Below are 21,580 nucleotides of genomic sequence, written 5' to 3' on the forward strand. Positions count from 1 at the left end.
ACCGCCCCGCGCAGCATAGGCGATGGCACCAGCGAGGGATGTATGGCAAGTCAGTGTTCTATCGTCGCGCAGATGCGCGTCGTACTGTCAATAGAGGTCTGAACTGCCATGGCTAAGGACTACGACTACATCGTTGCTGGCGCAGGGATGGTGGGTGCCGCGATTGCCGCAGGTCTGGCCGGGCAGGGGAAGCTTGTGCTGATGCTGGACGGTGCAGACACCGATTTGCGCGCCGCCAAGGCGAATTTCGGTCTGGTCTGGGTGCAGGGAAAAGGCTACGGTAATCCGCACTACCAGCGTTTATCCCGCTTGGCTGCGCAGTTATGGCCCGCGTTCGCTGACGAACTGGAGCGAGAAACGGGCATAAAGCTGGACTACGAGCGGCGAGGCGGCTTGCATTTTTGTCTAGGGCAGGCTCAATGGGATGAGCGTGCGCTGCGCATGGGGCAATGGCAGGCACAAGCCGCCGAGACAGAGTCCTGTATCGACATGCTGGATCGTGGCGGACTCGAGCGCATGTTCCCTGCTGTGCGGTGGGGAGCCGAGGTCTCCGGCGCGAGTTTTGGCCAGATGGACGGGCATGTGAATCCACTGCGTCTGCTGGCTGCGTTACAGGCAGCATTCCTGTCGCGCGGCGGGGCATTGCGCAGTCAGCATCCTGTTCTGGATATTCAAGCCCAGCAAGGCGGTGGGTTTCGGGTGCATGCGGGTACAGAGGATCACCCCGCCGTGTATGGCGCCTCGAATGTCGTATTGGCTGCTGGTTTAGGGTCCGTGGCGTTGGGGCCGATGGTGGCGCTGGATGTGCCGCTGCGCCCGCAGCGTGGTCAGTTGCTCGTGACCGAGCGTGTCGCACCGCTGTTGCCCGTGCCAGCCAGTGGACTGCGGCAAACCGGCGAAGGCACGGTAATGATAGGCGTGACCCAGGAAGAGGTCGGCTATGACCTGAGCACGACCACCGATGCTGCCGTGCGCATGAGCCGCAAGGCACTGCGCGTGTTGCCGGATCTGGCTGATGCGAGATGGGTGCGTCATTGGTCGTGCCTGCGTGTGATGACTCCCGATGGTGTACCGGTCTATGCCGAGTCCACCCAGTATCCCGGCGCGTGGACCGCGCTTTGTCACTCTGGCGTCACGCTGGCGTCGTTCCACGCGGGGCCCTTTGCCCGTGCGTTGGCCGAACGCGAGCTGCCGGATTCTTTGGAAATTTTTCACCATGAGCGCTTCGATGTTTCGCAAGCTGCATGAACCTGGCGCACAGGCGCTGACTTTGACGATAGATGGGGTGCCGGTCCGTGCCGAGCCCGGCGAAACGGTAGCGGCCGTATTGCTGCGCCAGCAAACGGCAGCATCGCGTACGACGCCGGTCAACGAAAGCCCGCGCGCGCCGTACTGCATGATGGGGGTGTGCTTCGATTGCCTGGCCATTGTGGATGGTGTGGCGTCTACACAGACCTGTCTCGTGACAGTGCGTGAAGGCATGCGCGTCCAACGTCAATTCGGAAAACGGAGTGTCCTGCCATGACGCGCGAAGTGAATGTGTTGATTGTGGGGGCGGGGCCTGCCGGCATGAGCGCGGCGATACGTTTGCGGGCGGCGGGACTGTCGGTGCTGGTGGTGGATGAGCAGCCTGCACCGGGAGGACAGATCTGGCGCGCGGTAGAAACGGTGGCTGCGACCTCGACAGGAAAGTTGCTGGGTGACGAGTACCGGGCTGGGCAGCATCTGGCTGCCGCATTTCGTGCCTCTGGTGCAGGCTATGAGGCTCAGACGCAGGTCTGGCAGATCGAGCCGGGCTGGCATGTCTACAAGAGCCGGGGCGGGCAGGCCGAAGTCATACGTGCCGATCAGGTGTTGCTGGCCACAGGAGCACAGGAACGGCCCGCGCCATTTCCGGGCTGGACCTTACCCGGCGTGCTGACAGTGGGGGCTGCGCAGATCCTGTTGAAAACCTCGCAGCAAGTTCCTGCCGATCCCATCTGGGTGGTTGGCAGCGGCCCCTTGCCATTGTTGTACATGGCGCAGTTGGTGCGCGCAGGCGGCCGTGTTGCAGGGTGGCTGGATACTTCGCCTGCCGGTGGTTGGCGGCGTGCCATGCCTTATCTGGGCGACGTGTTGCAACGCTTTGGTGAAATCCGCAAGGGTTTAAGCTGGCTGCGTGAGTTGAAACAGGCGGGTGTCAAACGGATCCGAAACGTGCAGTCGTTTCGTGCACTGGGTGACGGCAAGCTGGAAACGCTCGAGTACACCGTGAATGGCGGAGCTACGCAACGAGTCCCTGCGAAGGTCGTCTTGGTCCATGAGGGTGTGGTGCCGTCCATCCATATGACGCGCGCGCTCGACTGTGCGCATCATTGGAGTGATCAGCAGGCATGCCTGGTGCCCGATGTCGATGAGTGGGGGCAAACTTCGCTGCGCGGCGTATATCTCGCAGGCGATGGCGCCGGTATTGCGGGGGCCAACGCCGCCTGCACCCGCGGCGAACTTGCGGCAATCGGGATAGCGTTGCAGACGGGAAAGTTGACTGCACAGCAGGCTGCCGAGCAGGCGCTACCGTTGCGAAAACAATTGGCAGGCCAGCAACGCTTGCGTCCTATGTTGGACGCTATGTATCCGCCGCGAGCAAGCATCTTTGCACCGAGCGACGATACGATTGTTTGCCGTTGCGAGGAATTGACTGCAGGCGATATCCGTCGCGCAGCAGCACTGGGGCAACCGGGACCTAATCAGATCAAGTCATTCACGCGAGCCGGGATGGGGCCATGTCAGGGGCGGCAATGCGGCTACACCATCGCGCATATCCTGGCCACCGAGCAGCAGCGGCCAGTGGCGCAGGTGGGTTTCTATCGTATTCGTCCGCCACTGAAACCTCTGACACTGGGTGAACTCGCCAGCTTGGATCTGGATGGTGAAAAAGAATGACTCAGGCCTATGACGTTATTGTGATTGGGGGCGGCCTGCACGGGTTGTCTGCAGCGCTGCATCTGGCACGGCGTAGCGCGCGCGTATTGGTGGTGGAAAAACACTGGGTAGGCCGCCATGCCTCTGGCGCCACGGCGGCTGGTGTGCGCACGCTGAACCGGGATCGAGGCGAGTTGGATCTGTCACTGGAGGCTCTGGACATGTGGCATGCGCTGGAGTCCCTGGTGGGGGACGACTGCGGATTCCATCCCAATGGACAAATCTGCGTGGCCGAAAATGCCGGTGCATTGAGCAAGCTGGAAGCGCGCGTAAATGGTTTGCGTGCAGATGGCTATACGCACGAGGAAATGATAGGCCCAGCGGAATTGCGCCGTTTATTGCCGGAGCTGTCGCATCATTGCCTCGGGGCATCCTACACGCGGCGTGATGGCGCGGCAGATCCCCATCGCGCATTGCGGGCATTTCGACGCAGCGCGGTCGATGCAGGCGTGACCTTGGTCGAGCACTGTGGTGTAAACGCGCTTAAAAAAACTGGCCAGGGTTGGCTCGTGTCGGCCGATGGCGGCCGCGAATGGAGCGCTGGTGCGATTGTGAACGCCGCCGGAGCATGGTCGGGACGGGTTGCAGCGATGGCGGGTGACGATATTCCGCTGGCTACCAAGTCATCGATGATGATGGTCAGCGAACGATTGCGCCCATTCATCAAGCCGGTGGTGGCTATCATGGGGCGTTCGTTATCGTTCAAGCAATCCGATCAAGGGACATTAGTCATAGGCGGCGGCTTGCAAGGCATTCCCGACCTGGACCGCGAAACGTCCACGGCGCGTATGCAGGTGCTCGCCAAGGGAGCACGTTCGGCCACCGATCTCTTTCCCTCAGTGAGGGATATCCGGATCGTGCGAGTGTGGGCAGGGTTGGAGGCCAAGACGGATGACATGCTGCCCGTAGTGGGACCCTCGCCCAATGCTCCCGGGGTGTTCCATGCTTTCGGATTCTCTGGCCACGGGTTCGAGCTGGTGCCCGTCGTCGGCGCGACGCTGGCCGATCTGATACTGACTGGGAAGACGTCTCGTCCCATCCAGGCCCTGGATGCACGCCGTTTGATGCCGGCCTTCGCCAAGGAGAAAAGCTCATGATGCGCTATGCAGCCAAGCGATTGTTGCTGGCTATCCCCACGCTGCTGGCGATGTTGACGGCGGTGTTCATTCTGGTACGTCTCGTGCCTGGCGATCCCGCCGCTGTGATGCTGGGCGATCAGGCCAGTGCCGAGGCGCTGCAAGCGCTGCGTACGCGTTTGGGCCTGGATTTGCCGACGCATATTCAGTATTTGAATTTCCTGAAAGACATGTTGTCGGGCAATTTTGGCGTGTCGATGGCCAGCGGCAGGACGGTCTTGCAGGAGGTCTCCCTGGTGTTGCCGTGGACGATCCAGCTCACGCTTGCGTCGATTCTGATAGGAGTGGTGTTTGGATTGCCACTCGGTATCTGGGCGGCGCTGCGGCGCAATGCCTGGCCGGACTATCTGGGGCGGCTGCTGTCGTTGACGGGTCTGTCCTTTCCGGCCTTTGTATCCGCCATTCTGATGTTGTTGGTGTTTGCGATCCAGTTGCGTTGGTTCCCTGTCATTGGCAGCTCGGTAGCCGGGGACTGGAAAACACAACTGCACAACTTGGTATTACCCGCATTCAACCTCGGTTTGATCATGACGGCGTATGTAATGCGCGTGACACGCTCATCCATGCTGGGAGTGCTGGGGGAAGACTACGTACGCACGGCCAAGGCGAAAGGCGTCAGGCCCATGCGATTGATTTTGCGACACGGTCTGCGTAATGCATTGATTCCCATCGTGACGGTGGTGGGGTTGTATTTCGGCACATTGATCGGCAACTCCGTATTGACGGAGATTGTGTTCAACCGCCCTGGCCTGGGGAAACTTATCCTGGGGGCGTTGAACGCGCGTGATTACACGCTGCTGCAGGGGCTGATGGTGGTGTTTGCATCGTGCGTGATTGTGGTGAATCTATTGACTGACCTGGTGTATGGGTTAGTGGACCCGAGGGTGAAATACAAATGAGCGCTATCGCCGCACCTGTGGCCGCGAGGCCGAATGCCTTGTGGCAAGCCCTGTGCAAGAACCGGCTCTCTTGGCTGGGAATAGGGCTGTTGTTATTGATCGTGCTGGCCGCCGTGTTTGCGCCATGGCTGGCGCCGCACGATCCGCTGTCGCAAAACATCGCTTATCGCCTGGAGCCGCCGTCCGCCGAGTTCTGGCTGGGGACCGATAGCTATGGCCGTGATGTGTTATCGCGCTTGATTTATGGAGCTAGGGTTTCATTATTGGTAGGGTTCGTGGCGATTCTGATCGCCATGTGTATCGGGTCAGCGCTGGGGATTCTGGCAGGCTATGTCGGTGGTGTGGTCGACCAATTCATCATGGGGTTGGTGGATGTCCTGCTGTCTTTTCCGACCTTGCTGTTGGGCCTGATGGTGGCGGCCATGCTGGGCGCGAGTCTGGAAAACCTGATCATCGCGATTGCGATCACCGAGATTGCGCCTTTTGTGCGGGTAGCTCGCGCGCCCACGATTGCTTTAAAGCAGCGTGATTTTGTGGAGGCCGGCCGCGCATTGGGCTATGGCCCATTCCGCTTGATGGGTGTGCATATTCTGCCCAACATGATTTCGGATGTGGTGGTGTTAGGATCATTGTGGATGGCTTCTGCTATACGCACGGAAGCGTCGCTGAGCTTTATCGGTCTGGGTGTGCCGCCACCTGCAGCGACCTGGGGCAGCATGATTCGCGAGGGTTTTGAAAACATCCTGGACGCCTGGTGGCTGACCGTATTCCCCAGTATTGCGATTCTGGTGACTGTGCTGGCACTGAACCTGTTGGGCGATGCCTTGCGCGACGCCATTGACCCCAAACTGCGATCGGAGCGGTCATGAGCACACAAGATGCTGTCCTGGAGCTGCGCAACCTGCGCACCGAGTTTCGCGTGGGTGGCGCCTGGCATGCCGCTGTGCGGGATGTGTCTCTGGCGGTACGGAAAAACGAAACGCTGGCTGTGGTGGGGGAGTCGGGTAGCGGAAAAAGCGTGACCGCGTTATCCGTGCTGCGCCTGCTGCCACAGGCAGGGGCACGTCATGGTGGCGGCCAGATACTGCTAGAGGGCCGTGATCTGACGTCGATGCCGGAAAAGCAGATGGCGGCGTTGCGTGGCGATGCGATCGCCATGATCTTCCAAGAGCCGATGACCTCGCTGAACCCGACGATGACGGTGGGTGACCAGATTGCCGAAGCGATTCGCCAACACCGCCATTTGTCATGGCGCGAGGCGAGAGCGCTCGCGCTGGAAGCCCTGGAAGAGGTCAAAATACCTGCCGCAGCGAGCCGGTTTGACGACTATCCCCATCAGTTCTCCGGTGGCATGCGTCAACGTGTGATGATTGCCATGGCGCTGGCCTGTAAGCCCAAGGTGTTGTTGGCTGATGAGCCAACCACGGCGCTGGACGTCACCATACAGGCTCAGATTTTGAGTCTGTTGTCAGAGTTGAAAGAGGCGCACGGCATGGCCGTTGTCTTTATCACGCACAATCTGGGCGTGGTGGCACAGATCGCGGATCGCGTCGCCGTGATGTATGCCGGCGAGGTAGTGGAGACTGCGGATGTGAATACCTTGTTTGCGCGTCCGACGCATCCGTATACCGAGGCCTTGTTGCGGGCGATGCCTCGCGTGGACCTGGATACTGCTGTACTGGAGCCCATCCCAGGCAGCGTACCGGCGATCACTGCCATGCCGCGCGGTTGTGCCTATGCCTCTCGTTGTCCGTTGAGGGAGGCGCGTTGTGAGGCGCAAGCGCCCACGCTGGAGCCTATCAGCCAGGATCATCAGGTCCGTTGCGTCGTGCGCGTCGAATCGAACAAGAGGCCCATATGACTGACATTCTGCAAGTCCGTAACCTGGTCAAGCGTTTTGAGAGCGGCGGCGGCTTTCTCGGCGGGAAAAAAACCATCGTGCGTGCGGTGAACGATGTGTCGTTCAGCGTGGCGCGGGGACAGTCGCTGGGCCTGGTCGGAGAGTCCGGCTGCGGAAAATCGACGGTGGCCCGCACGCTGCTGCGTCTGGTCGAGCCCGACGAGGGCAGCATCGTATTCGATGGGCAAGATCTGAGGCAGGCCAGCGCATCGCAGATGCGGGCCCTGCGTCAACGTATTCAAATCGTGTTCCAGGATCCCTACGCCTCGTTGAATCCGCGACGTACCGTGCGTCAGACCTTGTCCGAGCCCTTGGTCGTGCACGGTTTTGGCTCTGCACGCGAGATCGAGGAAAAGGTTCAAAGCACGATTCAGGAAGTGGGTTTGCCCTTGAGCGCATTGGACCGCTATCCGCACGAGTTTTCGGGAGGCCAGCGTCAACGTATCGGTATCGCGCGGGCGCTGGTGCTGGACCCGGAACTGATTGTGGCGGATGAGCCGGTATCGGCGCTGGATGTTTCGGTGCAGGCGCAGATTCTGCAATTGCTGGATCGGTTAAAGCGCGAGCGTGGATTGTCTTTCGTGTTTGTGTCCCATGATCTGGGCGTAATACGGCATTTTTGCGATACGGTTTGCGTGATGTATTTGGGCCGGATCATCGAACAGGGGCCGACACAGCAGGTGTTGGATGCGCCGCTGCATCCCTATAGCCGTATCTTGCGGGACTCGTCGCCGGTACCGGACCCCGGTGCACGCATTGCGTTGTCCCGGATCGTAGGGGAAATTCCCGCGCCGACCAATCTGCCCTCAGGGTGCACGTTTCATCCTCGATGCTCGCGTGCGCAGGATAACTGTCATCGGCATATTCCGCTGCTGACCTGTGAAACACGCAAGGATAGAGTGGTTGCCTGCTTCTATCCTTTGGCTGCAGAAGGTGTGGCGCGGGCCCCGGAAGTCATCACGCAATGATGGTGACATCGCATGATGATTTCCTGTACTCGCACAGCGTCGCCGTGCGAGTGCGCGGGTACGTCAGGTGCCGATACGTAATGGCGCCACGAGCTTGCGCAGCGCGGCTATGGCAGACAATGCCGTAATCCGGCCGGTTTTTGGATTTTCGCTGGGCACGTTCTGGATTTCCATGCTCAGCTTGGCGTCATCCGAGTCCACTTCGATACGGTGGATATTGCGGGATATCGTCGGATCGGCCCAGATCTCGAGGATCGTGCGATCCGGCCCTACGCCAGCGAGCGATAGGGACACAGCGACGTTCAGGTTGGCGGGAAAACCCGTCGCGGCTTCGCGTGCCGTGCCGGTGTAAATGCGCGTGGGCTCCTTGATCGCGTCCAGATCGATATTGTTCTGAACGACGTACGGCGCCCCGGCAAACCCTATCGGAGGTTTGCGGCTGACCATTCGTACCTCGTTGATCTTGCCTTCCGCTGCAGCGGTCACGGCGTCCAGGCCGAGCAGCGCCCCGGTGGCTACGATAATCTGCCCGCCGTGTTTGCGCGCGACCTCGATAAGCTGCTCGTTCAACAGCAGCGCCCCGGAACTCAGTACCAGCAGCTTTTTCCCTGCCTTGAGTACCGGCTCGGCGATGCGAGGCAACAGCGCAGCCGGCGCGCACTCGATCACCACGTCGCAATGCTCCACCAGATGATCTATGTCGGTGTAAACAGGCGGTGTGGCAAAGGTGTATGCGCTGCGCGCTTTGTCGACATCACGAACACCGAGGGCGGTCAGTTGCAGTCCGGGTATGCCGGCATCGATCTTTTTCGCGATCGATTTGCCTATCGATCCAAAACCGGCGATGCCAACACGCAGGGTAGAGGGTACAGCACTCATTTTGGGTTCCTTGTGGCTTGATGCGAGAAAGTATAGGCCGAACTGTGACGTTTCCCGTTTCCCGTTTCCCTGGCCTACCCCCCGAGCGTGCACCACAGGATGTCTATTAAGTTGTGCTCAGTTGAGAACGGTACTTTTGGACTTCTTCTTCGTAAAGGTCCCGGCCGTGCGCGTCATTCGTGACCAAGAGTGGAAAGTTTTCGACTTCCAGCCGTTGGATGGCTTCTGTTTTCAGGTCTTCATAGGCGACGATGGTTGCGCTTTTGATGCACGCAAACAGCGTGGCCGATATTCCCCCGATAGCGGAGAAACCTACGGCGCAATTATCCTGACAGGATTGCCGTATGTCGGTACCCCGATTGCCTTTTCCGATCGCCGCTTTGACGCCGTAATCGAAGAGCACCGTGGCATAGGGATCCATACGGTAAGCAGACGTAGGTGCTACCACACCAATGACATGGCCCGGCTTTGTCGGGCCTGGGCCGCCATAGAACACCGTTTGTCCGCGCAGATCCACGGGCAAGGGCTTATTCTCGCGCAGCAGATCGATCAGGCGTTTGTGTGCCGCATCGCGTGCCATGTAGATGACGCCGCTGAGCAACACTTCATCGCCGATGGTCAATTGCTTGATGGCATCATCCGTCAACGGCGTGGTCAATCGATATGTGGTCATGCTTTTCCCCTAGATGACGGCGGTTTTGCGGCGCGATGCATGGCATTGAATATTGACTGCGACGGGCAGCGCGGTGATGTGGCAGGCGTAGGTTTCTACAGCCACCCATAAAGCGGTGCTGGATCCTCCGTAGCCTTGTGGTCCTATGCCGGTTTTATTGATGTCTTCCAGGAGTTCGCGTTCCAGTTGAGCGACGTGGGCGTCAGGATGATGCTCGCCGATGTCGCGCAGAATGGCTTTTTTCGCGATCTCGGTGACTTTGTCGAAGCTGCCTCCCAGGCCGACCCCCACGGTCAGCGGCGGACAGGCGCTGCCTCCGGCAGCGTTGATGGCATCCAGAACAAAGCGTTTTACTCCCGCGGCGCCTTCGCCTGGCAATAGGAATTTCATCGTGCTCCAGTTTTCGCTGCCGCCGCCTTTGGGCAGGACGGTGATGCGGACTTGGGAGCCCGGCACGATTTCCGTGTGTATCACGGCGGGCGTATTGTCATTGGTGTTCACGCGCAGCAAGGGATCGCCCACGACTGATTTGCGCATGTAGCCCTTGGCATAGCCCTGGCGAACGCCCTCATGTACTGCCTCTTGATAAGGGGCGCCCGTCAGGTAGACCTCCTGGCCAATTTCCACGTACACAATCGTCAAGCCCGTATCATGGCAATAGGGGACCTGGTTATCGCGCGCAATTTTGTCGTTTTCGATGAGCTTGAGCAGCACCGATTTCCCTAGAGGCGAGATTTCGTTCTGTGCTGCGCGGTGAAAGCCTTGTACAACATCGTCAGGCAGGTTGTGTGTCGCGTCAACGCACAAGTCGGCTATGCATTGCGTGATCAGGTCAGTGTCTAGTTGTCGCATGAGCAGTCTCTATGAATTATCAGGCCAGCAGCTGCTGGAACGCTTGCAGCAGCGCGTTTTTGTACTCAAATCCAAATCCTGGATGATCTGGAACACGAACGAATCCGTCGGCAAAACGGCTGTCGTCGCAAAAGCCGCCGAGGGGTTGGAAAATGCCCGGATAGGCTTCCGAGCCGCCCAAGCCAAATCCGGATACGGCATGCAGGCCCATCAATTGGCCACTGTGCGGGTAGCACTGGCGCCGGTTGAATCCACGGCTTTCCAACACGTCAAGCATGCGGTTGTATTCGGTCATGCCGTAGCTCAAGCCTGGATCCATCTGGAAAACATCTTTGCCGGGCCGGCACCCGCCAAACAACGCCAGATTCTTGACGTCTTGATGGGAGAACAGGTTTTCGCCTGTCGCCAGCGCGCCGCCATACGCCTCGGACAGCGCCGCATTGAGCTCCAGATCCAAGGGGTCCCCCGCCTCTTCGAACCACATCAGTCCATAGGGTTCGAGGGCTCGCCCATATTCGAGCGCTGTTTGCAGGTCGAATCGTCCATTGGCGTCGACGGCCAGATTGGACGCTGTACCTGCCACGGTGAGTGCGGCATCAATACGCTTCAGATCGGATGCCAGATCTGCACCGCCGATTTTTATTTTGTAGCGAGTGAAGCCCATTTGTTGATAATGCTTCAGCTCATCGATGAGTTTTGTACTGGCTTCGCCGTCATAGTAGTAGCCGCCTGCCGCGTAGACCGCTACCTGCTCGTCCCGCCCAGGCCTGTCGAAATGACGGGCGATGGTGACGCTGACAGGTTCGTCATGTAGTTTGGCGTTCAGATCCCAGATGGCCATTTCCAGGGCGCTGGCGGCCATGGCCCGATCACCGTGTCCGCCGGGTTTTTCGTTTTTCAAAGCGCAGGCCAGCACTTTTTCAGGGCTGATTCGCGACCCGCATTCAGTCAGCAGAGCATCCGGAGAGACCTGCAGCAACCGAGGGGCCATGCGTTTATTGATGATGTCGCTTTGCGCGTAGCGGCCGATAGAGTTGAACGACAGTCCGACTAGCGGCTTGCCGTTGAGGATCTGGTCTGTGACGACGGCGAGCAAAGAGACAGTATGTTGCGAGAAGTTCACGTACGCGTTGGAAATATTGCTGCGTAGCGCGATGGGAGCTTCGATGATACGCGTGATTTTCAATGCAGACTCCATTGGGAATCAAGAGCGCGGCGGCAGCCGCGCGTGATGTCGGGCCGGTATGGTCGAGCCGGCGTCAGTCAATTTTGGCGTCCGCGTCGTCCACGATTTTTTTGTATTTCTCGACTTCGGAGGTCAGATACGCCGCAAATTCAGGCGCCGTTTTCAGCTTGGCTGGTGTGAGTGCCAAGGCCTGGAATCTGGCTTGAACCTCGGGCGTCTGCAGAATCTGATTGACCGTGGTGTTCAACTGATCCACGATCGGCTGGGGCGTGCCTTTTGGCGCCATCAACCCAAAAAAAGCCAGGGTGCTGACTGTCTGATATCCCTGTTCATTCAAGGTCGGAACGTCAGGCAAAAAGGCGCTACGCTCTGTATCCACGACAGCCAGAGCCCTTAGTTTGTTTGCCTTGATTTGGGGCAGGATGGCGGGCAGCGAGTCCGACGTCACCGGGATCAGGCCGCTGATGACCTGGGTTTGCGCCTCTGCACTGCCCTTGAATGGGATGTGCGTCATCTTGAGGCCAGTCTCCTTGTTGAAGACTTCCATCGTCAGGTGTTGGGTAGAGCCATTGCCTGCAGAGGCGAACGACAGGTCTTCTTTCTTGGCCCGGGCGATCAGGTCTTTGATCGACTTGATGTCCGAGGCTTCATAGGTGGCCAGGATTTGCGGCGTGGCAGCGATGTCGGCCACCGCCTCGAAATCCTGCAGGGGCTGATAGGCCAGCTTGGAATACAGCGACGGCGCAATCGCAAATGGGCCGGTACTGGTCAAGAGCAGGGTGTAGCCGTCCGGGTTGGCGCGGGCGGCATAGCCGGTACCTAACGTTCCCCCGGCGCCTGGGCGGTTCTCGACGATAAAGGGTTGACCCAGTTTCTTGGCCAATTGCTCGCCGATCGTCCTGGCGATGATGTCGCCAGTCTGCCCGCCGGGGAACGGAACGACGATGGTGACGGGCTTGTCCGGGTAGGCCGCCAGGGCAGGACTGGCATGCAGGGCACAGGCGCTCAGCGCGACCGACAGGATTTTCTTGAACACGATGTCTCCTCGATTTAGGATTATTAGTAGGTACTAATTAATAGTACGTACTAATTGTAGGCAAAATTTTTTGGAATGGTCAATGCATGCCGGAAGGCCTCGCCGCCAGGGGGAGGGGCATAGGACTGGATCTGTACAATGGGCTGCCCCTGGATCGGTCCTGTGCGCCGGCCTATGGCCGACCCTGTTGCAACACGCCGCACCTATTCTCAGAACACTATGGAAGTCCGCTACACCGAGCTTGCAAACCTGCTGGTAAAGCAGATTACCGACGGTAAATACGTGGTGGGCGACCGCCTGCCCAGTGAAGTCGAGTTGGGTGAGCAGTTCCAGGTCAGCCGCACGACCGTGCGGTCGGCGTTGAATATTGTCGAAGGGTTGGGCCTGATCTCTCGCAAACGGCGCGCGGGCACGGTGGTGCAATCCACAGAGACCAGCAATAGCTATACCAAATCCCTGCATAGCATCGAGGATCTGGTGAACTACGCCAGCTATACGGAGCGGCATATCCTGGGTATTGCCGACATTGTCGCCGATGAACATCTAGCGGCCGCTTTGGAATGCAAACCGGGTCAGCATTGGCTCAAAGTGCAGATGCTGCGTTCAGAAAAGAACGAGCCCAAGGTGCCGATTTGCTGGACCGATGCGTATCTGGATCCCAAAGAAGGCCACGACATCGTGCACTTGATCCAAGACGGGACAGGTTTGATTTGCAACCTGATCGAAAAGCACTCCGGCCGTGCGGTCCAGGATCTAAAGCAGCAGATCGGAGCGACTTCGATTTCAGAGGAAATGGCGCCGCATTTGCAAGCAGAGGCGCATACTCCAGGATTGGAAATTACGCGCCAGTATCTGGATCAGGCCAAGCAAAAATTCTTGATCACTGTCAGTACATATCCTGCAGATAAATTCAAATTCACGTTCTGGATGCATAGAACGGTGGCAACGGAGTTGTAGATCGATAGAATTGTGTAATACCCACAACGGAGGCGAGGATGCAGCTTTTCAGAAGATGGATGAACGGCAATAACGATAGTCAGGAGGTATCGCCCAGCCGGCGCTACTTTCTCGCTGCAGGGTGCGTTTGTTGCGCAGCCTATGCATTGAAGATCACTCCCGCACAGGCTGAGTCAGCAGAGGTGCAACGCCATCTGGCCGCAGCACGCGCCGCGGCCGGCGACGATCTGAAACAGTATCTGAGGCTCGCGGAAGTCGCACAACCCATCCCTGGAAAGAAGTCTCCCTCGATAGCGGAGCTGATGGCGCTGCCTGCGCCGCCGCCAGGCAAGGCGTTCGACAATCTCTATTTCGTGGGCGGGAAATGGGTCAGTGCCTGGGCCATTCCGACGTCAGAGGGCATTATCCTGATTGACGCCATGAACAACGCTGATGACGCTGAACATGTGATCGATGCAGGCATGCGCAAGCTGGGATTGGATCCCGCGCAAATCAAAATGGTCGTGATCACGCACGGCCACGGCGACCATTATGGCGGCGCGGATTATTTCGCGCAGAAATATCAATCCAAGATTGTTGCCAGCAAGGCCGATTGGGACATGATGGAAACCAAGCTGGAATTCGATATACCCAGCTGGGGCAAGCCTCCAAAACGTGATGTCGCAGTGGACGATGGTGCGAAGCTGACGCTGGGTGACACCACTGTGGATGTGGTGCTGACGCCGGGACATACAATGGGCACGATTTCGTTGGCGTTCGATGTCAAAGACAAGGGCAAGACGCATCGTGCTTTATTGTGGGGCGGGACGTCGTTCAATTTTGGCAAGCAGCCCAACCGCATGGAGCGTTTGCAGGCCTATCTCGATGCGACGGCTCGTGTGCATGAGCTGGCCGGCAAGCAGAACGTCGACGTTTTCATCTCGAACCATGCGGGTTTTGATTTGGCTGACGTCAAGTTGGCACAGATGAAATCGGGTGGTCCGAATCCGTTTGTGATGGGGGTGGATACGACGCAACGCGCATTAACCGTGATGCGCGAGTGCGCGTTGGCAACGCAGGTGGTCTGGACCGCGTAGGATGGGGATGCAACTGATGCACAGCATATCTCTGCGGCTCCGTATTCCCTCCGGGATGGAGCGTCGATGAGCAGCAAGCTTTATCGCGATTTTGATCAGGCTGAACTGGACGTGCAGTACAACGCCCGCAATACGGTGCCGCTGGCGTTGTTCCAGTCTCTCATGCAGCAGTACGCCGATCAGAGCCGGGCGGCGCGAGCGACGTTGTCTTGTACCTTGGACGTCGCGTTCGGAGAGCATCCGGACGAGACCATGGACATATTTCCGCCGGCTGCCGGCTCGATTGTGGGTCCGGCACCGGTCTTTGTGTACATACACGGCGGTTACTGGCGAGCCTTGTCCAAGAACGAGTCCAGCAGCATGGCCCCCGCCTATACGAGAGCAGGGGCGGTCTATGTGGCGCTGAATTATTCATTGGCCCCTGGTGCAAGCTTGGACCGGATCGTGGATCAATGCCGGCGTGCCATGGGCTGGTTGTATCGCAATATCGAAAAATTTGGCGGTGATCCTGAGCGCATCTATATCGGCGGCAGTTCGGCTGGCGGGCATCTGTGCGGGATGATGCTGGCCAGTGGCTGGCAGGCTGACGTGGGTGTGCCAGACAATCTGACTAAAGGCGCACTATTGCTGTCCGGGCTGTACGATCTGACGCCGATTCCACATACGCACATTAATGCGTGGATGCATCTATCTGCTGCCGACGCAGCGCGCAATAGTCCGGCTCGGTATGAGCCTGCATCCGGTTGCCCTATCATTGTTTCCTATGGGGATAACGAGACGGACGAGTTCAAGCGTCAGAGTATGGACTATCTGGCGCAATGGCATGCATTGGGATACCCAGGGGAATACCTGCGTGTCCCTGGCTTGAATCATTTTGATCTTGTGCTCGAATGCGGCATACCTGATAGCCCGTTGGCTAAAGGTATGTTCAGCATGATGGGGCTGACTCGAGGCTGAGTCAGCCCGGTGTTGGCGGGGCGCCTTAACCCCCGCCGATGACCTTGTTGGGGAGCCACGTCACGATTTCTGGGAACAGCATGATCGATATCATGACCAGGACAACGACGGCGAGGAATGGCCAGACAGCTTGAACACCCTGTGCGAATGGGATCTTGGCGATACTGGTGGTGATGAACAGCAAAATGGCAACGGGCGGGGTCAGGCCGCCGATTTGCGTGATCATGACCATGATGATACCCAACTGCAGCGGATCGATATGAAAGGCGCTACCCACGTACACAATCGTGGGAACCATGACGACGACAACTGCCAGGCCATCGAGGATCATCGTCAAGACCAGCATGATGACCACGAGCAGGGCCAGCATCAGCAGCGAGCTGTCGGTCACGCCCTTCAAGGCACCCAGGACCGTGTCGTTGAAGTCCAGGTAGTTCAATAGCCAACCGAGCACGCCCGCCATGCCGAGTACGCCGGCCACCATCGCTGTGGTAACTGCGGCATCCACGACTACGCTGGGCAGATCTTTCCATTGCAGTTGTCGATACCAGACTTTGCTCACGATCAGGCTATACACGCATGCCACTACACCAGCCTCAGTGGCGGTGAATATGCCGCTGAGGATGCCTCCCATGATCACGACGGGGGCCATCAGGGCCGGCCAGACACGCAAGGTTTCCCGGTAAATCTGCTTCAGCGATGAGCGCGGTTGCGTGGCACGCAATGCAGCATTCGAGGGCAAGTACGACAGCGCATAGATCACCGCCATCAGCAGCGCGGCGATCATCAGGCCTGGAATCACGCCTGCCATGAATAGCCCGCCGATAGAGACCCCCGTGATCGAACCATAGACAATCATGGTCATGCTGGGGGGAATAATGGGGCCGATAGTCGCGGCTGCAGCGACGATGGCGGCGGCCAGTCCGGGCTTGTAACCTCGTTCCTTCATGGCGGGGATCGTCACAGAGCCTACCGCTGCCGCCTCTGCTGTGGATGATCCGGAAATGTTGGCCATCGCCGTGCACGACAGGACCGCAGTGTGTCCCAGGCTGCCGCGGATGTGCCCGACCAGCGCTTGCGAGAATTCAATGAGTCCTCCGCTCAGGCCGCCCCGCGTCATGATGGCGCCTGCCAGGATAAAGTAGGGCAGTGCCAGCAGGCTGAACGAATCCAGCATGGCGAAGGCCTTTTGCGGCACCAGGGCCGGTACGAGTCCGGGTATCACCATGGCTCCGGCCAGACTGACCGACGCAATGGAGAGCAGGATGGGGATGCCGAAGAACACCAGCACCAACATGGCCGCAAAGATGATGATCAATGTCATGATGGGCGTCCCTCTGCTTTGATGCGAACCGCCATCTTTGTAAGCACACACAGTACGAGATAGGCGCCGCCAATGACCATTCCCGCGTACACCAGCGACATGCTGATGCCCAGGCCCGGGCTGAGCTGATATTTCGTGACCTGCATCAATCGCCAGGTGTATGCGACCAATGACACGCCCAGCCCGATCCACAATAGATCGATGATCCATTGCATGAAGCGCTGCATGGATACGGGAAATCGCTCAAAGAAGGTATCGACCCGCAGGTGGGCTGCGCGGTTATAGGCGACAGGAATGGCTAAAAAGACCAGCCAGACGAACGCGAATTTCTGGAATTCCTCGCTCCAGCTGAGCGAGATGTTCAGAACAAAGCGGTTAAAGACCTGCAGTGTGCCAACGATGACGATGGCCGTGAATAGCAGGGTGATCAGGGCCTCGACAAACTTGTTGATGTAGCGCATCGGCTTTCCGGAGTGACAAAACGGAATCGGACGGGTGCCTGTGAATACGCGCGGGGTAGCGCACTGGCTACTTCCCGCGCGAACCCTAGCGGACCTTACTGAGCAGCACGAATCTCGGCGAGCAGTTCGGTGCCGCCTATGTCTGCGGCGATCTTGTCTTGCAGCGCAGTGGCTTTTTCACGGAATACCGTGGTGTCCACGGTCGTGATGGTGACACCCTTGCTGCGCAGGAAGTCCAGCGCTTCTTTCTCGCGGATGGGGGCGAGCGACCGGTTGATATCGCTGGCCAGTTTGGCGCCCTCCATCACGACTTTCTTTTGGGCATCGGTCAGCTGATTCCATTCGTTCATGGAGCAGGCAAACACCGCCGGGCCCAGGAAATGGTTGGTGATGGCGATGTTTTTGGCGACTTCGTAGAGCTTGTTGGTGACGACGACCGCCGAGCCGTGTTCGAAACCGTCGAGCACGCCGGTTTGCATGGCGGTGTAGACCTCGCCAAATGACATGGGAGTGGCATTCGCGCCCATGGCATTGATCGTCTCGACATATACCGGGCTCTGGATGGTGCGTATTTTCAGGCCCTTGAGGTCTTCGGGCTTGTTGATGGTCTTGTTCGCGGTGACCACATTGCGAGACCCCCAGTTCGTGGTCCAGGCCAGCACCTTGAATCCGGACTTTTCGAGATCGGCTGCAATTTCGTCGCCGACTTTGCCGTCGAGAGCGCGATTCATGTGATCGTAGTCTTTCCAGAGAAAGGGCAGGTCGATCACGCCTACGCGTTTGGAGAAGTTGTTGAGGATGGCCGTACCTGCGACGGCGCAGGACGCGCCAGCACCGAGTTGCATCGCCTCGAAAACCGCACGCTCATCACCCAGAGCGCTGGTGGGGTAGATGCGGGCGGACAAGGTGTCGGAGTGGTCTGCCAGGTAACTCTTGAACACCCACGCTACCAGATGATGCTCGGACGTGACGTCGCCATGGGCGGAATGGGAAATTTTCCACTCTTTCTTGGCCTGGGCGTGGGCGGTCGGCGCAAGAGCGACGACCATGGTGGAAAGCAGGGCGGCGAACAGCGGTTTTGCTCGGAAACTGAGCGGCGTGGGGCTCATCATGTGCCTCCTCCTGTGGTTGATTCGATTTTGTTAAAAAATTAGGTATATCGATTTAGTAGATCGTTTTACTAATAACATATCATGGCCTGATTTTTATAGACAGTAATCGCGTATTAGGCTTTACCCTTATATCTAAAACTACGTGTTGTACCTCTAATTAAGGCTCTCAATAGAGCTATTCACTATGTGCGTGATATAGTGAAAAAAACGATTTACTATAACGATTTACTTGATCAGCAAAGCGAGGAGCCTGATGGCAACGATTCAGGATGTCGCCCGGTTAGCCAATGTCTCGGTCAGCTCGGTGTCCAATGTGCTCAATGGCCGCGCCGAACGGATGCGGCAGGACACATTTGCCCGTATTGAACAGGCGATCGAAAAGCTGGGATATCGTCCGAATCAAATCGCCCGGCATCTGAAGACCGGGCATATTCCCATTCTGGGTTTGCTCGTTCCGACGACGTCCAATCCGTCGTTCGGTCAATTGGCGGTCGCTATCGAACAAGTGGCGCAGGCCAAGCACAACTACCGCGTGTTGGTGTGCAACACCTATCGCGACAAGCAGCTCGAGTCCAAGATGTTGGACGACCTCATTGGACTGGGGATCCGTGCCGTCATTGTTATTTCTTCACTGAATGACGAGCGGCATATTGAGGCTGCGATCGACAAGGGGCTGGCTGTCGTCAGCTACGACTTGGGAATAGATCCGTCAAAACCGGCCAAGCATGATCACGTATTGCCCGACAATCGCCTGGCAGGCCGGCTAGCCGCGAATCATCTGATCGCGCACGGCCACAAACGCATCGCTTTCGTTAAGCCCAAAGGGGCGACGATCAGCCGCAGAGAGAAAATCGAAGGCTTCCTGGGTGCTGTGGGCGAAGCCGGCCCAGAATATTCTGCCCAGGTTATTGATATCGATGGCGGTTCGAGATTCGGTGACAACGAGCTTGGACAGCTGGGCTTTGAGGCTGCACAGCAAATCGCCGCAATGGCACCGCGGCCGACCGGTATCGTGGCAGTCAATGACATGACCGCGATTGGCGTCATGGCGGGGCTGCGTCATTGCGGCTTGTCCATTCCCGAGGATGTGTCGGTAGTGGGGATGGACAATGTGACGGTCTCGGAATACGTGTGGCCCCCGCTGACCACGGTTGCAACGCCAGTCCAGGAGGTCGCGGAAACCATGGTTGAGCAAGCCATCGCGCGTGTAAATGAGCCCGGGACACCTCCGCGAGAATTCAGTTTTCCTCCGCGTCTGGTCGAGCGCCAATCCGTGTCTGAGCCCGGAAAACCTTTTCAACCCAACATTTCATCCGACTAAATCATGACGCGGATTTTTCTCACGCATAACCGCGCCGCGCTGCGCCATTACTACGGCGATCGTGCCTTTCAATTGCTGACGGCCTTGGGCGATGTGAGGTTTCACGACAGCGATGCCGAGACGACTCGGGACGATGTCATTCGCCAGGCCCGCGATTGCGATATTTTGGTGAGCTTTCGCGTTCCGGCTATTGATGCCGAGTTGATGCAGGCTTTGCCCAATCTGGCCGCAGTGTGCCGGGTCGCCGTGGATATCCGGAATATCGATCTCGAATGCGCGAATCGTCTCGGTATTCTGGTGACTCGTGCCACACCGGGTTTTGGTCCGTCGGTGGCGGAATGGATCATTGGCGTCATGATCAGCATGGCGCGCCATATCGACGCGGCATCGGCAGCGTACCGCGCTGGCCGTGAGCCTGTGCCGTTGATGGGACGAGAGCTGCGTGGTGCGACGCTAGGTATCATCGGCTACGGGACGATCGGCCAGTACTTGGCCAACCTGGCCAGCGGCTTCGGCATGAATGTTCTCGTTAATGATCCATACGCTGTTGTTGAGCCTGACTCGGATGTGCAGCCGCGTTCACTCGAAGACCTGCTGGCGCAGTCGGACTTTGTTGCGTGCTTGGCGCCGGCAACAGCGGAAACGGCCAATCTGATTAATCTATCCCGCTTTCAGCAGATGCAGCGGTCTGCCTACTTTATCAACGCGTCGCGAGCGGAATTGGTCAATGAACAGGACTTGCTGCAGGCTCTGGATGAGGGTCTGATCGCAGGATGTGCCCTGGACGTTGGGTCGTCCAAAGACCAAATGCCTCCCCTGAGGTTAGCCTCGCATCCCAGGGTCCTCGCCACACCTCACGTAGGGGGCCTGACGCCGGAAGCCTCGGAACACCAGGCGATGGATTCGGTACGGCAGGTGCAGGCCCTGATTTTGGGCCAGCTCCCCGAGCCCAGTATCAATGCCGCTCATGCCAGCCGAGCCCGTGACCGTTTTGGCTTGGTACTGCCGCAGACTTGATCACACAGGAGGATGCCATGATCCAGGCGCGCTGGCCGGTTCCCGTCGATGGCTGCGATTGTCATCAGCATATCTATGACTTGGATGCCTATCCATTGCCGCAGCTGTCTCCTGTTTCGCCGCCCAGGGCCAGTTGGGCTGATTATCTGGCTTTACGTGCGAAACTCGGTATCAGTCGCTGCGTGATTGTGCAGCCCATGGGCTACGGGTTTGACAATCGCTGTACGCTCGACGCGCTGAAGGCCGCTGCAGGATCGGCTCGCGCCATTGTTTCCATGCCGCCAGCGGCAACTGACGAGGCGCTGGCAGTGTTGGGGCAGGCCGGCGTGGTGGGCGTGCGGTTCCAGATGGTGCCCAATAGCGGCAACATCATGACATGGGACGATTTGTCGCCGATCGCACAACGTATTGCCCCATTGGGATGGAATATCAATCTGCAGTTGGACGGCCGCACGCTGCCTGATTACGAGGCGTTGATCGCCAGGCAGCCTTGCCGCATCGTGATTGATCATGTCGGAAAATTCCTGGAACCCGTGACTCCTCAGGACCCTGCCTTTGCCGCATTGAGACGGCTGTTGGACACCGGCAATGTCTGGGTCAAACTCTCGGCTATGTACGAAACATCGCGTACGGGCGCACCGGAATATCGTGACGTGGGTTTGTTGGCAGAAACGTTGGCCCACCATTATCCAGAGCGTTGTCTATGGGCCAGCAACTGGCCCCATCCCGGCCAGCTGCAACGTCCCGATGACCGGTCTCTGCTGGCCTTGCTGGATAGCTGGTGCCCGTCGCAAGCCGTGAGAGATCAGATTCTCGTACATAATCCGGCTAATCTATACAGGTTTTGATAGTCGGCAGACGGGCG

22 protein-coding genes are annotated in these 21,580 nt (G+C 58.3%); 14 read left to right on the forward strand and 8 right to left on the reverse strand.

Annotation, left to right across the window (positions count from 1 at the left end; all coding sequences use genetic code 11):
• Positions 1-108: 108 nt before the first annotated feature.
• From ACNA0J_RS06565 to ACNA0J_RS06600, 8 genes are read left to right on the forward strand one after another with little or no spacing between them, the layout of a single operon-like run.
• Positions 109-1,248, forward strand: a complete 1,140-nt coding sequence (locus ACNA0J_RS06565; RefSeq protein WP_415817612.1) for an NAD(P)/FAD-dependent oxidoreductase — start codon at positions 109-111, stop codon at positions 1,246-1,248.
• Positions 1,229-1,525, forward strand: a complete 297-nt coding sequence (locus ACNA0J_RS06570) for a (2Fe-2S)-binding protein (protein ID WP_415817764.1) — start codon at positions 1,229-1,231, stop codon at positions 1,523-1,525. Before ACNA0J_RS06565 ends, ACNA0J_RS06570 begins: the two co-directional genes overlap by 20 nt.
• Positions 1,522-2,922, forward strand: coding sequence for an FAD-dependent oxidoreductase (locus tag ACNA0J_RS06575; RefSeq protein ID WP_415817614.1), 1,401 nt, complete (start codon positions 1,522-1,524; stop codon positions 2,920-2,922). The genes ACNA0J_RS06570 and ACNA0J_RS06575 overlap by 4 nt, the downstream gene beginning before the upstream one ends.
• Complete coding sequence (locus ACNA0J_RS06580) at positions 2,919-4,058, forward strand: NAD(P)/FAD-dependent oxidoreductase (protein WP_415817616.1); 1,140 nt, start codon at positions 2,919-2,921, stop codon at positions 4,056-4,058. Before ACNA0J_RS06575 ends, ACNA0J_RS06580 begins: the two co-directional genes overlap by 4 nt.
• Complete coding sequence (locus tag ACNA0J_RS06585) at positions 4,055-4,996, forward strand: ABC transporter permease (protein WP_415817618.1); 942 nt, start codon at positions 4,055-4,057, stop codon at positions 4,994-4,996. Before ACNA0J_RS06580 ends, ACNA0J_RS06585 begins: the two co-directional genes overlap by 4 nt.
• Positions 4,993-5,865, forward strand: a complete 873-nt coding sequence (locus ACNA0J_RS06590; RefSeq protein ID WP_415817620.1) for an ABC transporter permease — start codon at positions 4,993-4,995, stop codon at positions 5,863-5,865. Before ACNA0J_RS06585 ends, ACNA0J_RS06590 begins: the two co-directional genes overlap by 4 nt.
• Positions 5,862-6,857 carry an ABC transporter ATP-binding protein gene (locus ACNA0J_RS06595; RefSeq protein WP_415817622.1) on the forward strand — a complete coding sequence of 332 codons (996 nt, stop codon included), beginning with the start codon at positions 5,862-5,864 and terminating at the stop codon, positions 6,855-6,857. Before ACNA0J_RS06590 ends, ACNA0J_RS06595 begins: the two co-directional genes overlap by 4 nt.
• Entirely contained in the window at positions 6,854-7,864 is a 1,011-nt protein-coding gene (locus tag ACNA0J_RS06600) for an ABC transporter ATP-binding protein (RefSeq protein WP_415817624.1), read from the forward strand. Before ACNA0J_RS06595 ends, ACNA0J_RS06600 begins: the two co-directional genes overlap by 4 nt.
• A gap of 63 nt (positions 7,865-7,927) precedes the next feature.
• Here the strand turns inward: ACNA0J_RS06600 and ACNA0J_RS06605 are convergent, their stop codons facing one another.
• The 5 genes from ACNA0J_RS06605 to ACNA0J_RS06625 form a co-directional block, all read right to left on the reverse strand.
• Entirely contained in the window at positions 7,928-8,743 is an 816-nt protein-coding gene (locus ACNA0J_RS06605; RefSeq protein WP_415817626.1) for an aspartate dehydrogenase, read from the reverse strand.
• Between the two features lie 106 nt (positions 8,744-8,849).
• A complete protein-coding gene (locus tag ACNA0J_RS06610; RefSeq protein ID WP_415817628.1) occupies positions 8,850-9,416 on the reverse strand; it encodes a FumA C-terminus/TtdB family hydratase beta subunit in 567 nt (188 codons plus the stop codon).
• 9 nt (positions 9,417-9,425) lie between these two features.
• On the reverse strand, positions 9,426-10,268 hold the full coding sequence (locus ACNA0J_RS06615; RefSeq protein WP_415817631.1) for a fumarate hydratase: 843 nt from the start codon (positions 10,266-10,268) through the stop codon (positions 9,426-9,428).
• 19 nt (positions 10,269-10,287) lie between these two features.
• Positions 10,288-11,454: an enolase C-terminal domain-like protein gene (locus ACNA0J_RS06620; protein WP_415817633.1), complete on the reverse strand. Its 1,167-nt coding sequence runs from the start codon at positions 11,452-11,454 to the stop codon at positions 10,288-10,290.
• 73 nt (positions 11,455-11,527) lie between these two features.
• The gene (locus ACNA0J_RS06625; protein ID WP_415817635.1) at positions 11,528-12,490 is read right to left on the reverse strand and encodes a Bug family tripartite tricarboxylate transporter substrate binding protein; all 963 of its coding nucleotides are present in this window, start codon (positions 12,488-12,490) and stop codon (positions 11,528-11,530) included.
• Positions 12,491-12,664: 174 nt separating this feature from the next.
• Between ACNA0J_RS06625 and ACNA0J_RS06630 the strand changes: the two genes are divergently transcribed.
• The 3 genes from ACNA0J_RS06630 to ACNA0J_RS06640 all read left to right on the forward strand — a co-directional run bounded on the left by ACNA0J_RS06630 (position 12,665) and on the right by ACNA0J_RS06640 (position 15,480).
• Positions 12,665-13,447 (forward strand): GntR family transcriptional regulator, encoded by a 783-nt coding sequence (locus ACNA0J_RS06630; RefSeq protein WP_415817637.1) that lies wholly within the window; start codon positions 12,665-12,667, stop codon positions 13,445-13,447.
• Between the two features lie 59 nt (positions 13,448-13,506).
• Positions 13,507-14,523: an MBL fold metallo-hydrolase gene (locus tag ACNA0J_RS06635; RefSeq protein WP_415817639.1), complete on the forward strand. Its 1,017-nt coding sequence runs from the start codon at positions 13,507-13,509 to the stop codon at positions 14,521-14,523.
• A 66-nt stretch (positions 14,524-14,589) separates the two neighbouring features.
• Positions 14,590-15,480 (forward strand): alpha/beta hydrolase, encoded by an 891-nt coding sequence (locus ACNA0J_RS06640; RefSeq protein ID WP_415817641.1) that lies wholly within the window; start codon positions 14,590-14,592, stop codon positions 15,478-15,480.
• Positions 15,481-15,505: 25 nt separating this feature from the next.
• Here ACNA0J_RS06640 and ACNA0J_RS06645 read toward each other — a convergent pair whose 3' ends face one another.
• From ACNA0J_RS06645 to ACNA0J_RS06655, 3 genes are all read right to left on the reverse strand, one after another.
• Positions 15,506-16,804, reverse strand: coding sequence for a TRAP transporter large permease (locus ACNA0J_RS06645; RefSeq protein WP_415817644.1), 1,299 nt, complete (start codon positions 16,802-16,804; stop codon positions 15,506-15,508).
• Positions 16,801-17,265 carry a TRAP transporter small permease gene (locus tag ACNA0J_RS06650; RefSeq protein WP_415817646.1) on the reverse strand — a complete coding sequence of 155 codons (465 nt, stop codon included), beginning with the start codon at positions 17,263-17,265 and terminating at the stop codon, positions 16,801-16,803. Before ACNA0J_RS06650 ends, ACNA0J_RS06645 begins: the two co-directional genes overlap by 4 nt.
• Positions 17,266-17,360: 95 nt before the next feature.
• A complete protein-coding gene (locus tag ACNA0J_RS06655) occupies positions 17,361-18,377 on the reverse strand; it encodes a TRAP transporter substrate-binding protein (protein ID WP_415817648.1) in 1,017 nt (338 codons plus the stop codon).
• A gap of 253 nt (positions 18,378-18,630) precedes the next feature.
• On the opposite strand from ACNA0J_RS06655, the gene ACNA0J_RS06660 reads away from it, so the two are divergent.
• The 3 genes from ACNA0J_RS06660 to ACNA0J_RS06670 are packed head-to-tail and all read left to right on the forward strand — an operon-like array spanning position 18,631 to position 21,563.
• Positions 18,631-19,698, forward strand: coding sequence for a LacI family DNA-binding transcriptional regulator (locus ACNA0J_RS06660; RefSeq protein WP_415817650.1), 1,068 nt, complete (start codon positions 18,631-18,633; stop codon positions 19,696-19,698).
• A 3-nt stretch (positions 19,699-19,701) separates the two neighbouring features.
• Positions 19,702-20,715 (forward strand): NAD(P)-dependent oxidoreductase, encoded by a 1,014-nt coding sequence (locus tag ACNA0J_RS06665; RefSeq protein ID WP_415817653.1) that lies wholly within the window; start codon positions 19,702-19,704, stop codon positions 20,713-20,715.
• Positions 20,716-20,732: 17 nt separating this feature from the next.
• Positions 20,733-21,563: an amidohydrolase family protein gene (locus ACNA0J_RS06670; RefSeq protein WP_415817656.1), complete on the forward strand. Its 831-nt coding sequence runs from the start codon at positions 20,733-20,735 to the stop codon at positions 21,561-21,563.
• Positions 21,564-21,580 lie beyond the last annotated feature (17 nt).

This window comes from Bordetella tumbae, from assembly GCF_965139195.1.
GTDB lineage: Bacteria > Pseudomonadota > Gammaproteobacteria > Burkholderiales > Burkholderiaceae_B > Bordetella_A > Bordetella_A tumbae.

Excerpts from the sequence above, each read along its gene's own strand:
- ACNA0J_RS06565 (WP_415817612.1), top strand. The coding sequence starts at position 109 with ATGGCTAAGGACTACGACTACATCGTTGCTGGCGCAGGGATGGTGGGT.
- ACNA0J_RS06570 (WP_415817764.1), top strand. The coding sequence starts at position 1,229 with ATGTTTCGCAAGCTGCATGAACCTGGCGCACAGGCGCTGACTTTGACG.
- ACNA0J_RS06575 (WP_415817614.1), top strand. The coding sequence starts at position 1,522 with ATGACGCGCGAAGTGAATGTGTTGATTGTGGGGGCGGGGCCTGCCGGC.
- ACNA0J_RS06580 (WP_415817616.1), top strand. The coding sequence starts at position 2,919 with ATGACTCAGGCCTATGACGTTATTGTGATTGGGGGCGGCCTGCACGGG.
- ACNA0J_RS06585 (WP_415817618.1), top strand. The coding sequence starts at position 4,055 with ATGATGCGCTATGCAGCCAAGCGATTGTTGCTGGCTATCCCCACGCTG.
- ACNA0J_RS06590 (WP_415817620.1), top strand. The coding sequence starts at position 4,993 with ATGAGCGCTATCGCCGCACCTGTGGCCGCGAGGCCGAATGCCTTGTGG.
- ACNA0J_RS06595 (WP_415817622.1), top strand. The coding sequence starts at position 5,862 with ATGAGCACACAAGATGCTGTCCTGGAGCTGCGCAACCTGCGCACCGAG.
- ACNA0J_RS06600 (WP_415817624.1), top strand. The coding sequence starts at position 6,854 with ATGACTGACATTCTGCAAGTCCGTAACCTGGTCAAGCGTTTTGAGAGC.
- ACNA0J_RS06605 (WP_415817626.1), bottom strand. The coding sequence starts at position 8,743 with ATGAGTGCTGTACCCTCTACCCTGCGTGTTGGCATCGCCGGTTTTGGA.
- ACNA0J_RS06610 (WP_415817628.1), bottom strand. The coding sequence starts at position 9,416 with ATGACCACATATCGATTGACCACGCCGTTGACGGATGATGCCATCAAG.
- ACNA0J_RS06615 (WP_415817631.1), bottom strand. The coding sequence starts at position 10,268 with ATGCGACAACTAGACACTGACCTGATCACGCAATGCATAGCCGACTTG.
- ACNA0J_RS06630 (WP_415817637.1), top strand. The coding sequence starts at position 12,665 with ATGGCCGACCCTGTTGCAACACGCCGCACCTATTCTCAGAACACTATG.
- ACNA0J_RS06635 (WP_415817639.1), top strand. The coding sequence starts at position 13,507 with ATGAACGGCAATAACGATAGTCAGGAGGTATCGCCCAGCCGGCGCTAC.
- ACNA0J_RS06640 (WP_415817641.1), top strand. The coding sequence starts at position 14,590 with ATGAGCAGCAAGCTTTATCGCGATTTTGATCAGGCTGAACTGGACGTG.
- ACNA0J_RS06645 (WP_415817644.1), bottom strand. The coding sequence starts at position 16,804 with ATGACATTGATCATCATCTTTGCGGCCATGTTGGTGCTGGTGTTCTTC.
- ACNA0J_RS06650 (WP_415817646.1), bottom strand. The coding sequence starts at position 17,265 with ATGCGCTACATCAACAAGTTTGTCGAGGCCCTGATCACCCTGCTATTC.
- ACNA0J_RS06655 (WP_415817648.1), bottom strand. The coding sequence starts at position 18,377 with ATGATGAGCCCCACGCCGCTCAGTTTCCGAGCAAAACCGCTGTTCGCC.
- ACNA0J_RS06660 (WP_415817650.1), top strand. The coding sequence starts at position 18,631 with ATGGCAACGATTCAGGATGTCGCCCGGTTAGCCAATGTCTCGGTCAGC.
- ACNA0J_RS06665 (WP_415817653.1), top strand. The coding sequence starts at position 19,702 with ATGACGCGGATTTTTCTCACGCATAACCGCGCCGCGCTGCGCCATTAC.
- ACNA0J_RS06670 (WP_415817656.1), top strand. The coding sequence starts at position 20,733 with ATGATCCAGGCGCGCTGGCCGGTTCCCGTCGATGGCTGCGATTGTCAT.